At 48.5% G+C, this 14,316-nt stretch carries 13 protein-coding genes, 1 tRNA gene and 1 riboswitch; all 14 genes read right to left on the reverse strand.

Going from position 1 to position 14,316, the window contains the following annotated elements:
• Positions 1–387: 387 nt before the first annotated feature.
• Positions 388–461: transfer RNA gene (locus A3GG_RS0104600), tRNA-Met, on the reverse strand.
• Positions 462–517: 56 nt separating this feature from the next.
• Positions 518–1,372 carry an ACP S-malonyltransferase gene (fabD, locus tag A3GG_RS0104605; RefSeq protein WP_018358149.1) on the reverse strand — a complete coding sequence of 285 codons (855 nt, stop codon included), beginning with the start codon at positions 1,370–1,372 and terminating at the stop codon, positions 518–520.
• Between the two features lie 10 nt (positions 1,373–1,382).
• Entirely contained in the window at positions 1,383–2,117 is a 735-nt protein-coding gene (tsaB, locus tag A3GG_RS0104610) for a tRNA (adenosine(37)-N6)-threonylcarbamoyltransferase complex dimerization subunit type 1 TsaB (RefSeq protein ID WP_018358150.1), read from the reverse strand.
• Positions 2,117–4,444, reverse strand: coding sequence for a type I DNA topoisomerase (topA, locus tag A3GG_RS0104615; protein WP_018358151.1), 2,328 nt, complete (start codon positions 4,442–4,444; stop codon positions 2,117–2,119). The genes tsaB and topA overlap by 1 nt, the downstream gene beginning before the upstream one ends.
• Positions 4,445–4,913: 469 nt before the next feature.
• Positions 4,914–5,393 carry an anaerobic ribonucleoside-triphosphate reductase activating protein gene (nrdG, locus tag A3GG_RS0104620; RefSeq protein ID WP_033408400.1) on the reverse strand — a complete coding sequence of 160 codons (480 nt, stop codon included), beginning with the start codon at positions 5,391–5,393 and terminating at the stop codon, positions 4,914–4,916.
• A 37-nt stretch (positions 5,394–5,430) separates the two neighbouring features.
• Positions 5,431–7,830, reverse strand: a complete 2,400-nt coding sequence (locus A3GG_RS0104625; RefSeq protein ID WP_018358153.1) for an anaerobic ribonucleoside triphosphate reductase — start codon at positions 7,828–7,830, stop codon at positions 5,431–5,433.
• A gap of 42 nt (positions 7,831–7,872) precedes the next feature.
• A riboswitch (cobalamin riboswitch) is annotated at positions 7,873–8,064 on the reverse strand.
• 101 nt (positions 8,065–8,165) lie between these two features.
• Entirely contained in the window at positions 8,166–8,843 is a 678-nt protein-coding gene (locus tag A3GG_RS0104630; protein WP_018358154.1) for a YiaD family glycine zipper/OmpA-like lipoprotein, read from the reverse strand.
• A 30-nt stretch (positions 8,844–8,873) separates the two neighbouring features.
• Entirely contained in the window at positions 8,874–9,218 is a 345-nt protein-coding gene (locus tag A3GG_RS0104635) for a hypothetical protein (RefSeq protein WP_018358155.1), read from the reverse strand.
• An 85-nt stretch (positions 9,219–9,303) separates the two neighbouring features.
• Positions 9,304–9,963, reverse strand: coding sequence for a YggS family pyridoxal phosphate-dependent enzyme (locus A3GG_RS0104640; protein WP_018358156.1), 660 nt, complete (start codon positions 9,961–9,963; stop codon positions 9,304–9,306).
• A gap of 3 nt (positions 9,964–9,966) precedes the next feature.
• Positions 9,967–10,401, reverse strand: a complete 435-nt coding sequence (locus tag A3GG_RS0104645) for a DUF4494 domain-containing protein (RefSeq protein WP_018358157.1) — start codon at positions 10,399–10,401, stop codon at positions 9,967–9,969.
• A 12-nt stretch (positions 10,402–10,413) separates the two neighbouring features.
• The gene (locus A3GG_RS0104650; protein WP_018358158.1) at positions 10,414–10,962 is read right to left on the reverse strand and encodes an isochorismatase family protein; all 549 of its coding nucleotides are present in this window, start codon (positions 10,960–10,962) and stop codon (positions 10,414–10,416) included.
• A gap of 1 nt (position 10,963) precedes the next feature.
• Positions 10,964–12,154 carry a 1-acyl-sn-glycerol-3-phosphate acyltransferase gene (locus A3GG_RS0104655; protein ID WP_018358159.1) on the reverse strand — a complete coding sequence of 397 codons (1,191 nt, stop codon included), beginning with the start codon at positions 12,152–12,154 and terminating at the stop codon, positions 10,964–10,966.
• Positions 12,151–13,140, reverse strand: coding sequence for a D-alanine--D-alanine ligase (locus A3GG_RS0104660; protein ID WP_018358160.1), 990 nt, complete (start codon positions 13,138–13,140; stop codon positions 12,151–12,153). Before A3GG_RS0104660 ends, A3GG_RS0104655 begins: the two co-directional genes overlap by 4 nt.
• A 77-nt stretch (positions 13,141–13,217) precedes the next feature.
• Entirely contained in the window at positions 13,218–14,282 is a 1,065-nt protein-coding gene (locus tag A3GG_RS0104665; RefSeq protein WP_051074815.1) for an RluA family pseudouridine synthase, read from the reverse strand.
• Positions 14,283–14,316: the final 34 nt, after the last annotated feature.

Here is a 14,316-nt window from a genome sequence, read left to right on the forward strand (position 1 = left end):
GAAGCCATTTGCTACAACATCAAAAGAGCTCCCCAGTTATACCTCAATACATTATTGCAAAATGAAGAAGCCTCTATAAGAGGAGCACTTGTTATGAGATAAGTACTAGAAATCCTCTGTAAAAGCTCATATTTAGAGCTTTTACAGAGGAGAATAATCAAAAAACAAGGCGATTTTTCAAGCTAGACAAGACGAAAATCTGAAAAAAGGTCAGTCAAAAACGTCTAAACTCGAATGTGCAACAGTCTCAATATTAGCTTCGAGCGAGAAGCGTACTTACATCAGTCCGATTTAGATTATCTCAACCGTCGTAAGCACTATGCTTGGTGGGGACACCTATAACAGAAGAGCGGCAAGTTACAATCGTAACCTGCCGCTCTTGCTCTGTAGCGAGACCGAGAATTGAACTCGGGACCTCATGATTATGAATCATGCGCTCTAACCATCTGAGCTATCTCGCCATAACCCTTAAGCGATGGCAAAGATACAAAAAATATCCGAACCGCCAAATAAAGGGTTAGATAATTCGCTTGATAAGCCCTTGTAGCACCTTGCCAGGACCATATTCCTCGAATTCTGTAGCGCCATCCTTGCGCATATTGAGTACAGTCTGTGTCCAGCGAACCGGTGCTGTGAGTTGCTTGATTAGGTTTTGCCTAATCTCTTCTGGGTCAGTATGGGGTAGCGCATCTACATTTTGGTAAATAGGGCAGCGTGGTGTATTGAAGCTCGTCTCCTTGATCGCTGCCTCTAGTTCCTCTCGTGCACTTTCCATGAATGGACTGTGGAAGGCACCACTCACATTGAGCGGAAGGGCACGCTTAGCACCAGCCTCCTTGGCGAGGTCTATTACCTTCTCTACACCAGCGATAGAACCTGAAATTACTGCCTGACCAGGAGAGTTGTAATTGGCGAGGATAACGGTCTCGCCTACTACTGAGGCGCATAGCTCCTCTACCTTCTCGTCTGGTAGACCGATGATAGCCGCCATGGTGGAAGGTGCTTTCTCACATGCCTTTTGCATAGCCATTGCGCGCTTATATACGAGCATGAGAGCGTCCTCAAAGGATAGCGATCCGGCTACAGCGAGTGCGGTAAATTCTCCGAGCGAGTGCCCCGCCATCATATCAGCGTTTCTACCCTCCTCGCTTACTATTGCTGAGATGTAAGAATGGAGGAATACAGCTGGCTGAGTTACTTTAGTCTGCTTGAGCTCCTCTTCTGTACCACCAAAGATGATATCGGTAATACGATAACCAAGGATAACATTGGCATGTTCAAAAAGCTGATGGGCTCTCTCGTCCGTGTCGTAAAGGTCTTTGCCCATGCCCACAAACTGGGCACCTTGTCCAGGGAATACTGATGCTTTCATTTTATCTTTCCTATTTATATATATTGCGTAATACTTTATTAAGTGTCTTCTTTGCTTCATACTCTTTGAGGTAGAAGGGCTCCCAGTAAGCTACGTCTAGTCGTTGCCCTTCTTCCAAGAGAGAGAAGGCAGCCTCTGCCATATCTTTTGCCTTTGGGTAGATATTGGGGACAAAGCGACTCCTAGGAAGCAATGAACCCATTAGTGTTTGAGCCTTCTCCGCACCCGAACCGAAGTAGACTAGTTCTCTATCTCCTACAATTTCCTGCAGTGACTTCTGAGTCTCCTCTTCCGTGAGGATAAGTGCAGCTATATCTGTCTCCGCTTCATTATTTACGGTATATAGTGCCGAGTAGACCTCCATACGTCGGGCATCAATCATTGGCATCAAGAGCGCATCAGTAGATGGTGCCTCTGTGGCTTTATAGCTAAGGGCAATGAGGAGCGTAGTAGGGAGTGCAAGTAGTGGTATATTGCGTGACCACGCGAGCCCTTTAGCATACCCTGCAGCTATCCTAAGACCAGTGTAGCTCCCAGGACCTTCGGCTAGGCAGACTGCCGATAGCTCAGCGCCCTCTGGGATCTCAGCCAGTACTTCATTTGCCATTACCGCCAAGCGTGCCGACTGCTTTGTGCGGTCGTTCTCCTCTCGCTCCGCAACCACTCCTCGCTCTTCGCTGGCTAGAGCTACTGAGCAATAGTCGGTAGAGCTATCCAAAAGTAGTATAAACTTATCCTTACTCATTATTTCTTGCTCTTTATGCTGCGTTTCTTAGCCCCTCCATCCTTATCCGTATCGGCGATAATCTTACGAACATCTACCTCGGTGAGCTTGGTGGCATCAGTCCCCTTAGGGATTTTGTAGTTACTCTTTTTGTACTTGATATAAGGACCCCAGCGTCCATTCAGTACCTCAGCTATCTCCTTGCCCTCGCCAAAAGAGGCGATAAACTTATTCTTCTCCTGCTCCACTTTCGCATCTATCAGAGGCTTTGCCTCCTCTAGTGTGATTTCGTAAGCCGACATATCTTTGGGAATGCTGGCGAATAGTTTGCCGAAACGGACATAAGGGCCAAAACGACCAATATTTGCCTCTACCTGTTCTCCTTGGTATTCGCCTAGCTTACGTGGTAGCTTAAAGAGTTTTAGAGCCTGCTCAAGCGTTAGTGTTTCCAGTGAAAGCTCGGCAGGGATAGAAGCGAAGCGAGGCTTTTTTCCTTCCTCATCAACTGCTCCTATCTGTACCATAGGTCCAAATCTCCCTATCTTGGCAAAGACAGGCTCACCACTAGTAGGGTCTTCGCCTAGTTGGCGCTCACCTACACGGTACTCGCTCTTCTCCGCCATCACCGTCTCTACATTATCGTGAAATAGGTTGTAGAAAGTAGCGATGACGCTATTCCACTCCTTTTTCCCTGCTGCTATATTATCGAACTCCTCCTCTACCTTAGCCGTGAAGTTGTAGTCGAGTACCTGTGGGAAGTGCTCCACGAGGAAGTCGGTCACCACAATACCCGTATCCGTAGGGAAGAGTTTATTCTTATCGGCACCATAGACCTCCTTCTTGGTACGTTTAGAGATCTTATTATCTTTGAGTTTAAGTTCTAGATAATCACGTTTTTCGCCATCTGTAGACTTCTTAGTCACATACTCACGCTTTTGGATGGTCTGAATCGTAGGTGCGTAGGTCGATGGTCGTCCTATACCAAGCTCTTCTAGCCGTTTCACGAGAGAGGCCTCGGTATATCGTGCAGGGCGTTGGTTGAACCGCTCACGTGCCTCCACCTCTTCGCATGAGAGCGCATCGCCCTTACTCATCTTGGGTAGAAGTCCTCCCTCCTCTCGCTCTTCGTCGTCGTCACTCCCCTCTAGGTAGACTTTCAGGAAGCCCTCAAACTTTACTACCTCTCCCTTCGCCTCGAAAGTGGTGGTAGTACCGGATAGTATCTCTACCGTGGTATTTTCCATTTCGGCATCGGCCATCTGAGAAGCCAGTGTACGCTTCCTAATCATATCGTATAGGGCACGCTCCTGCTTATTGGTACCAGCACTCTCTACCTCCACATTGGTAGGTCGGATAGCTTCGTGTGCCTCTTGAGCCCCCTTGGTATGTACTTTGTATTGGCGTGCCTTGACAAATTCCTTCCCATATTCGCGCTCCACAAGAGCACAGCTCGTGGCAACGGCATAGTCCGATAGATTGACCGAGTCGGTACGCATATAAGTAATGTGTCCTGCCTCGTATAGGCTCTGCGCCAGACGCATAGTCTGCCCTACAGGATAGCCCATGCGGCGAGAAGCCTCTTGTTGGAGTGTAGAAGTGGTAAAGGGTGCTGCTGGTTTACGCTTAGAGGGCTTTACCTCTATCTTTCCCACCGTGTAATTAGCATCGATAAGAGCCTCTAGGATTGCTCTTACTTCCTCCTCAGTCTCGGGTCGCTGTGCCACCTCTGCCGTGACCTTTTCTCCATTGCTTGTCACAAAGAGCCCACGGATACGGAAACTGCTCTTGCCCTCGAAGCTATTGATCTCACGCTCACGCTCTACGATGATACGAACAGCTACGGACTGTACACGCCCAGCAGATAGCTGAGGTCTAATCTTGCGCCATAGCACGGGGCTAAGCTCGAACCCTACAATCCTATCTAGTACCCTGCGGGCTTGCTGGGCATCTACCATTTGCACGTCTATCGAGCGTGGATTGGCCAATGCTTGTTCTACTGCCGTCTTGGTAATCTCATGGAATACAATTCGGTTCTCCTCCTTCTTATTCAGTCCCAATACCTCTGCCAAGTGCCACGCAATAGCTTCTCCCTCACGGTCTTCATCACTTGCCAGCCACACTTTGTCTGCCTTCTTGGCAGCCGACTTTAGTTCACGAACTACTTTCTCTTTATCCTCCGAAACTTCATACTGGGGCTCGAAGTTATTGTCGAGATCCACTCCCATACCTTTAGTCTTCAAGTCTCGGATGTGACCGTAGCTCGAAAGCACTTGGAAGTCTTTACCTAAAAACTTTCCAATTGTTTTGGATTTTGCTGGGGACTCAACTATCAGGAGGTTACTTGCCATATTGATACTACTCTTCTATCTTTTTCGCTTGAAACTTAAATTCCGTGCAAAAGTACACATTATATATAATAGCGCAAAATAATTGCTCTTCCGCTCCTCCTATACTTAGCTCGGTATCTTGGTTTTGTGTAGAAGTATACTCATATCAAGGTCATCGCCGTTGCGGTTTCAGTCCCTCTGGGGAGAAACTGGAGTCCCTCTGGGGAGAAACTGGAGTCTCTCTAGGGAGAAACTGGAGTCTCTCTAGGGAGAAACTTTCTTTGCTCAGTAGAGGGCAATCGGTGAGGTAGGGGAGGAGCGTATGCGCTGCCCCTATCAGTTTCCCCTGTTCTCGGTATAAATAGATGATTTACTGTGCAGAATAAGGGTGGGGCGTTCTATGATGTGTAGATGCAAGAGGGGGAGTAGGGCAGAAGAGATTACGCTTAAAACGACGACCGACCTATTAAAAGCTATTAGGGCAGCTGCTTTATGGCTTTCGTTTCTCTGCCAAATTGATAATTCTCTGATTGCTACTGCCCCGAAAGGAGAGTCGGGGGTCATAAAGACTAGCTACAAAGCGCCCATCTACCAGTACGTCTATATATTCCAATAGCGGCTGGTAGCGTGGGTGGTCTTTGATAGCTTCGTAGGTAAAGCCTGTATAGCACCAGATATTCATCTGTGTGCGTTGCTTGATGGTCCGAAGTAGTGGCAGAAATTCTTCTGGGTTGAAGAGGGGATCTCCACCACTAAAGGTGACGCCATCTAGCATAGGATTTTCTTGAATCTCCTCTATGATTTGCTCTATCATCTCCTTGGTCACCACCTCTCCCGCTAGGGGATTATGGCTCTCGGGGTTATGGCAGCCAGGGCAATTGTGACGACAACCAGCCAAGTAGATAGAGTAGCGAATCCCCTCGCCATCTAGTATGGTCTCGGGCATAATATTCAATATTCTCAGACTCATCTTGCCAGACTGTGTCGGATGGGCGTTGGTGTACTTGTTAGTGGTGCTTGGTGCGGTCTTTTTCCTCCGCACGCTTAGCGGAGTTCCACGAGCTCAGATCTCCAGTAAGGTACCCAGTGATGCGCCTCATCCTCAGAATATGTTCGCTCTTACAGATTGGGCATTTACTGTAGATGATACCTTTGTAGTGGCACTCTTGGCATGTGTCTATTGGGTGGTTAATAGAGCCATAGCCAATGTTTTGCTCCTTCATTAGCTTTGCTATCTTGGAGATAGCACGCACATTCTTCTTCGCCTCACCATCGAGCTCTATATACGTAATGTGTCCGCCACCAGTGAGTGCGTGGAATGGTGCTTCACGCTTTATCTTCTCGGCAATAGTGATTTGCTCCTTGACATCTACGTGGAAAGAATTGACGTAGTAGTCTCTGTCGGTTACGCCCTCTATGATCCCGTATCGCTTCCTATCCATTCGGGTAAAGCGTCCGGATAATCCTTCTGCCGGTGTTGCTAGGACAGAGTAATTGAGGTGATATTTCTCCTTAAATTCTCCAGCCACTTCGTTGAGGATTACTAGGCACTGTCTGAGGGTCTCCCACGCCTGATCGTTGGTGCCATGACCTTCTCCGTAGATAGCGTACATGGCATTGTGCCCTCCGATAAAACCTATGCCGAGTGTGCCACTCTTGAGTACATCGCCGACCTTATCATTGGGGCGCAGGGCGGCACCTCCCTTCCATACATCGTTGCCCATCATGAAGGGGAATTGGCGTGCCAGGGCACTTCTTTGGAATTCATACCTGGTATAGAGCTGCTCTCCCACTAGTCGGGCTAGGTCGCGTAGGCTCTCGAATAGTTTATTTACCGCCATGCTCCTCAGTGTACCTTGGTCGGTATGGAGCGTGGAGTGCTCCTCGGCATAGCGCATGGCTTCAATCGCAAGTCTTGGGAGATTGATGGTGGTGAATGAGAGGTTGCCTCTGCCTATAGAGGTCTTCTCGCCATTAAGGTTTTCGAATACCCTCGTGCGGCATCCCATTGTAGCTATTTCGTATTTGTAGCGCTTTGGGTCGTCCTCTCGCCACAATTCGTGACGATTGAACGTGCTATCGAGGAAGACAAAGTTGGGGAAAAGTGCCTTGGCTGTAGTATCGCAGGCACGTAGGAAGAGGTCGAAGTTGGGACAAGAGAAGAATACTTCCCCTGCCAGCGCCTTATCGAAGTTCTTCAGCGCTAGTTCGTAGTCTGCATCGGAATAGTTGATGCCCTCTTTTACCTTAAATATCTGAATAGGGAAGACGGGGGTCTCTCCGCCGTCACCCAAACCCTCTATGGTCGCTTTCATAAGCTCCTCCATTACCATCCGACCTTCGGGAGAAGTATCGGTGCCATAGTTAATCGAGCTAAATACCACCTGATTACCACCTCTAGAGTGCATGGTATTGAGGTTGTGGATAAAGCCCTCCATGGCTTGATGGGTATCGCGTCGGCTCCTTTCTATGGCTTTCTCGATGACCTTCACAAGAAGGCGACGATTAAGGTGCTCATAATACTCCTCGCATATCGCCTCGTGCAGATGATCGACTTCGGTAGAAGAGGGGAGTATGGAGTGTAGGTGTTGGGCTACTAGCTCTCTAGCCTTTTTAGACTCTATATCCACGCTTTCGTCTACCGTCTGGAGTGCAAATTGTAGTAGATCCGCCACATGTTTCACGAAGGTTTTATACACTCCAGGTGCCATGAAGAAGTCGAAAGCTGGTATGGCTTGTCCACCATGCTGTTCGTTCTGATTGGTCTGGAATACGATGGTTGCCAGTGTGGCGTAGCTTTGAATACTCTGGGGGGTACGGATGCCTCCATTCTTGGTGTGAAATCCTCGCTCATATAGGTCTGCCAAGTCGTACTGCACGCAGGTGGTCGTCTTGGTAGGATAGTAGTCTAGGTCGTGGATATGAATGTCACCCCTACGGTGCGCCTCGGCGTACTTGGTAGGGAGTAGGTATCGATAGGTGTAGTCCTTAGTTACTTCCGATGCAAAAGTCATCATCTGTCCTGATGGGGTATGACTACTCATGTTGGCATTGCTGAGGTTGACATCGTTGTTGTCAATAGTTACGATACCATCCAATGATTGCTTCAGAGCTGTCTTCTTCTGTCGCTCAGTATTGCGCCACTCCCTGTAAAGGATGTAGCGCTTGGCCACATCAGGATTGAAGTGCATGAGTTCACTCTCCACAATGTCCTGCACCTCCTCCACGGATATCACATCTTTATCTATACGGCTAAGAATCTTAAGTGTAGCCGACTTGACTTCCACGAAATTGTCGGTGTAGCCTGCTGCTACGTAGGCCTTTAGGATGGCGTTCTCTATCTTGGTAGGGACGAACGCCTCTTGGACTCCATCGCGCTTGATGATGTACTTGATAGGATTGGTCATAACTTTAACTCCCGAAAGTAATGGTTCAACAAAAAATATACTAGATGTAACAGAGCCGAAGTAGGTCTTCTGACTCGTCTCACTCTACGACGCCTTCCCACCCTCTAGTAGGCAGTGGCTTATGTGTGTATAGCAGAGTATTACTGAGACTTACAGCAGCGGGTACTGTACTGGATTTCCACCAGTTTCCCTTACCTCCGTCTTGTTTATAGCACCACAAAGGTAACGATTTATTTTTGTATCCCTATCCAAAGTTACAAAGAATCCCCTCGGTAGGTTGGCACTAACCAATCTACCGAGGGGGTATATAAAATGTATGTCTAGCGTGTGTCTGCTTACTTCTTAGCAGCCTCCTTAGCCTCCTTAATCATCTTGGCATTGGGGAGGATAAAGATCTCTACACGGCGGTTCTTAGCTAGGTCAGCTTTGCTATCGCCCATGGTGACTGGCTGATCTGGACCTACACCTTCACTCATCATACGAGCGCTCTCTACCCTCTGCGCACGGAGGAAGTTGAGTACACTCATCGCACGCTCACGGGATAGCTGCATGTTGTATTCATACCTACCAGTCTTGTCGGTATGACCCACAATCTTGATGTCCGTATCAGGGTTGGCATTCATGTTCTCAGCAAACTTGCGAAGTGCTTCGCGCGAACTAGCGTTAAGCGTACTAGAGTTTACAGGGAAGAGGATACCGCTATCAAATGTAACACGGATGGCCTCACCATTATTCACGGTCTCTACAGTAGCATCAGGAATCTGCTGCTCTAGCTCTTTCGCCTGCTTATCCATTTGGTTGCCAATGATACCACCAGCCGCACCACCTATGGCTGTGCCTATGATAGCACCTATACCAGTATTGCCAGCTACTCTACCTATGCCAGCACCGATAGCGGCACCTGCTGCGGCACCGATACCAGCGCCCTTTAGAGAATTACTAGCACCACAACCACTCAGTATCAAACCGATGGTAACTATACTTACACTTAGAAAACCTTTAATCTTACTCATAACATCTAACTATTAAAATAAATACTAATCCTACTCGTCATCGTCCTCTTCGAGAGAGACGTCGAACTCTTGTTGCAACTGGATGAGTAGCACCATGTCCTCCACAGATATGGAGATGTCTTGTTCGTCCTCAGCTGCGCTCTTAAGCGCATATTCGTGGAAGTCTTCGGGTTCTACCTCTACGACTTCCTCCTCGCCATCTAGCTGTTCTGTGTACTCTTCCCAAAGCTCGTAGAGATACAAGATATCCTGATCCAAGAGCTCTGTGATACTTTCTATCTCAGCTGTCTCTTCTCTGACAAACTCGAGAAGTTCTTCGTCGTACCAATCGAGGTCTTCTTCCTCGAGGTTAAAAGGGTTGTCTATCTCATTCATAAAACTTTATCGCTAGCTATGTCTTATAATACTATACCACAAAAGTAGGAAAATATCCGATATGTTGTCTATTCTAATCTATAAATTAACCGAAAATTGCGCTGCCTACTCTAATAATGGTTGCACCATGCTTTACGGCAATAGGATAATCGTGTGTCATACCCATTGAGAGCTCAGTAAAGTGTGAGCTTTCACTGAAAGCACCAGTACGTAGGTCGTCGAAGAGTGCTTTCATCTGTGCAAACTCGCGCTCGACCTGCTCCATATCGTCTGTCAGCGAAGCCATACCCATGATGCCTGATATCTGAGCATGCTGGTAGGTTGTAAGGCGATCGCTATTGATTAGTTCTTGTAGCTCTTCTAGCGAAAATCCATGCTTGGTCTCCTCTCCAGATATATGTATCTGCAGTAATACAGGGAGGTACTTTCGCCCCTGCTTGATACACTCCTTCTCCACTTCCTGAAGTAGCTTCTCACTATCGATACTGTGAATCATGTGCACGAAGGGTACCACATACTTTACCTTATTACGCTGCAGTGTGCCTATCAAGTGCCACTCAATATCTTTAGGCAGAGCCTCGTGCTTCGGAAGTAGTTCCTGCACACGATTCTCTCCGAAGCGCCTTTGTCCGGCTTCGTATGCCTCTAGTACCTCCTCCTGGGTGTGGTACTTGGATACGGCTATTAGCTTAGTGGTCTCTGGTAGCTCCTGTTGTAGGGCTTCCAGTCGTTCCTTAATATCCACGACTTATCCCTCTGTTTTTATCTGATACTTGAATACATCCATATAGAGCGTCTCGGATACACTAGCTACGTCATACTCGCCTAGTGTGTCTTGCATCCCCTTGTGGAGGTTCTCTAGAGCGTGATCAATATCATCCGCTTGCACAATCATCTGTACGTACTTCTTTTTCTCCACACCTGCCTTCTCGTCTAGTGTGATAAAGCCTACCTTGCACTTATAGTAGCGTTCGCTCTTATCATCGATGAATAGGTCGTAGAGGCGTACTTTTTTTACGCTATCCATTACAAAGCTACCCCTGCCATTCATCTCTTCGGCCATACGAGCCTCCGCATCGGTAAAAGTCTCTGCATCGATAAGGTAGCTCTCACTCACCTTACGCATCTTGCCTGACTGGTTAATCTCTTTCTCGTATGTAATCTTACAATCAAACCAACTCATATTTCTTATATCCTAAAAATCCTCTAGTGTTATTACGCCTACGCCACTCTCTTTAATCGTATCTTTCAAAGCAGTGCCGTCGTCAAGGCTAGGTGCTACATCGGTGATGACCGTGAGTTTTTGCCCTAACCCATGCTTTACAAGGTCGTTCAAGGTATAGAGTACACATACATTCCCTGCTATGCCACATAGGAAAACCTCCTTAGCCTTGTCGAGAAGGGTAGGGTACCCTTTTGCGAAAGCGCTGTACTCATCTAGCTCCTTCCGTACGCCCTTCTCTATGAAGTGCACTGGGCCTTGTCCCACTCTTAGTGCCTCCATAAGCGGCTCCCAAAGCGCTGCACCCACACTATACTTCACGCAGTGTGGTGGCCACATACCGCCTTGTGCCTCGAAGCTACAGTGCCCAATGGGATGAGCATCCATCGTTACCACAATCTCCTCCGCAGGAATTTTGGGCAATGCTGTCGCTAGTCTATCCATCGCTTCTTTGGCACCTGCTACAGGGAGTGTCCCTGTAATGAAGTCATTCTGAGGGTCAACTATTATCAGCACTTTCATACTACCGCATCTGCTTAGTCGTGATTAAGTGATTCTTCAGAGGGGTGGCATACATCTCTAGTATACGCTCTCTTACGAAGGACTGGTGCTCCTCGGCTGCCTCTACTTTCTTCACCTGACCCTCTAGGTAGTCTACAAATGTCTGCTCCTCCTTTGGACTGTACATGTGCTCGAACTGTCGTCCTCCATGTAGTAGGTCAAACGCTACATAGTTGTTTGGGTAAAGTCGGTAGTTTGTAAAGATTTGGCGGTCTATCTCCTGAGCCACTACATTGAGTATCTCCTGCTTGCTGCCAGCACTCTGAGTAAGAGCCGAGAGGTCTCTAAGCGTCTCACCTATGCTGAAGTGCACGCGCCCCTTCTGTACCAGTAGCCCTGTCTGCATATTGATCATGTCATCTATAGGGCTCTTCTTCCACTCAGGGTCTAGGAGCTTCGCCAGCATCTCTTTTGCTTTGAGGTAATCGCAAGGGTCATACTCATAGGTAATGGCTATCGGCGTTATCTTTAGTTCCTCTAATAGCTCTTGGTCACTTTGTCCCTTCTCGGCACTCAGCGTGAGCATCTTCAGTACAGCTGTCTGTGTGCGGTCATCTGAGTTTTTACGCCTACCTTCGCTTTGAGCCAACCATACTGACGCCTCATCCCCTACTACCGAGCTGCGGATATAGTTGCTCAATCGCTTGCTCTCTACCAGCATCTCCCGCATCGAGGGCTTGCGCTTCACGATAAACGCATCAGAGAGACGCACTACCGCCCTTATCCACTCCGTAATCAAAAGGTTATCACCAATAGCTATCCGAGGCAAAGGAAGCCCCGCTTCGATACTCAGATAGTTGAGAAAGGCAGAGTCTAGTATGATATCTCTATGGTTGGATATAAAGAGGTACTTCTCCCCACCACTCCTATCGAGCTTACTCTTGCCCGACATAGTGAGCGAGAAGGTAGAGTGCTTCAGGATATAGTCAATGATGGGCTTTGCCATCTTTACCTTAAAGTCCTTGATAGACTTGCATTCCGCAGCCATTGCCCCTAGTTGTCCTTCGGAGATATCGCCCCATACTTCATGGGCTACTGCTAGAATCGTCTCCTCCTTTATGATCTGCTGGACTGCTTCCTGCACCTCGCTATCCAGGTATGGGCGTATACTCTCGAAGTACGCATCCTCAGTGCTGATTAGTTCCTTGCTCATCTTCTTTTCCTGCTTAAGTGATAATTAATAATCCCCTCCAATACTGTGCCTATGTCCTTCCCATCGGCAGCTACTTGCTGTGGTATAAAGCTCGTGGCAGTCATACCAGGAGTTGTATTTACCTCCAGTAGTATTGGTCTCCCATCCTCAATGATGTAGTCGACCCTGATGATGCCCGAAGCACCGAGGTATCCGTAGATTTCTCTGGTGAGCTGCTGTATCTCGGTAGTCATCATATCCCCTATACGAGCGGGTGTGATTTCCTCTACCGCTCCATTGTACTTGGCGTCGTAGTCGAAGAAAGCACGCTTTGGTACCACCTCGGTCACGGGGAGTACGTGCAAGCCCTCTGCATCCTCATAAGCTCCACAAGTGACCTCTGTACCAGTAATCAGCGCTTCTACTAAGACCTCCTCCCCTTCGGCAAAAGCCGCCTCTACGGCAGGGAGTAACCCCTCCACCGCATCTACTCGTGTGGTGGCAACACTACTACCTCCCACATTAGGCTTGACAAAAGCGGGCAATCCTGGCTCCACAGCAAGGATCATCGGACGAATACCATCGCCACGTCTTAGTCGTACACTTGGCGCTATTGCTATGCCGAAACTGTGCAGGAAGTGCTTGCAGAGGTACTTATTGAAGGTTAGCGCCCCAATAGCCGTAGGACAACAACTATACGGTATCCCAAGCATGTCCAAATATCCTGTAAGCAACCCATCCTCCCCTGGCGTGCCATGAATCGTGATGTACGCATAGTTGAAGGTAATGCGCTCGCCATTACGCTCAAAGGAGAAGTTATTACGGTCGATAGGGTACCGCTGTCCATCTAGCTCCACTACCCAAGCGTTGCGCTGTATCAATACAGGATAAATCTCCAGAGGGTGCCCCTCTAAGAAGCTCATTATCCCTGCTCTACTCTTTAGCGATACTTCATATTCGCCACTGTACCCGCCTGCCACAAGGGCAATCTTTGGCCTCTTATTCATCTTTCTTTTGTTATGCGTCCTAAACCTTCCTCACCCCATCTACCCTTTGTTATATCCCTCCACTCCTATCTCATACTCTATTCGTCCACAAGATTCTCAGCCGTAATGACACCTGCTGCCACATACCTACGCCACTTCTCTAGCAGCGCACCCATATCCTCGGGTAACTCGGAAGTGAAGTCCATCTGTTCCTTTTTCACAGGATGATAAAAGCCTAGGGTCTGGGCATGTAGGGCTTGTCGAGGGCATAGCGCAAAGCAATTCTCCACGAACTTCCGATAGCTCGCGAAGCGATTGCCTCTAAGGAGCTCAGCTCCGCCATAACGCTCATCATTGAATATCGGGTGCCCTAAGCTGCGGACATGAGCTCTAATCTGATGGGTGCGCCCTGTCTCTAGCTTACACCTAATCAGCGACACATACCCCAGCTCCTCCTCTACTCTGTAGTGGGTGACTGCTGTTTTGCCTTCATCGCCACCGTAAGGGAAGGTGGTCATCACCATGCGATCCTTGGGGTCACGTCCTAGATTAGTGCGCACGGTACCTTCCTCTTCTGGCATGCGTCCCCACACGAGTGCGAGGTATTCACGGCGGGTTGTCTTTTCAAAAAACTGACGAGCAAGTGCCGTGCGTACCGTTGCCTCTTTGGCAATGAGCAGCAGACCGCTCGTATCCTTATCTATTCTGTGCACGAGACCTACCTCGGGGTCATTAGGGTCGTACCTCGGGTCATCTTTGAGATGATAGGCAAGGGCATTGAGAAGGGTGCCAGTATAGTTGCCGTGCCCTGGGTGGACTACTAAGCCTGCTGGCTTGTTCACGACCATCAGGTACTCATCCTCGTACACCACAGAAAGGGGGATAGGTTCGGGACGAATCTCTAGCTCATAGGGTGGGCGCTCTAGCCTAAGTGATATGACCTCGCCTGGGCGTACCTTATAATTGGCACGCACCGCCTTATCGCCCACAAAGAGCGCTCCCGCCTCTGCTGCCTGCTGAATGCGGTTGCGGCTCACCTTGGGCATACGATCTACAAGAAAACGATCGATTCGTAGAGGCGTTTGTCCCTTGTCTACTACACAAGAGAAGTGCTCAAAGAGGGTAGGCGCATCTACTGAAGCGCCATCCTCGCTATCGTCCATCTCATCGAGGGTCTCAAGCTCCCAAAGCTCTTCC

Source organism: Porphyromonas levii DSM 23370, assembly GCF_000379925.1.
GTDB lineage: Bacteria > Bacteroidota > Bacteroidia > Bacteroidales > Porphyromonadaceae > Porphyromonas_A > Porphyromonas_A levii.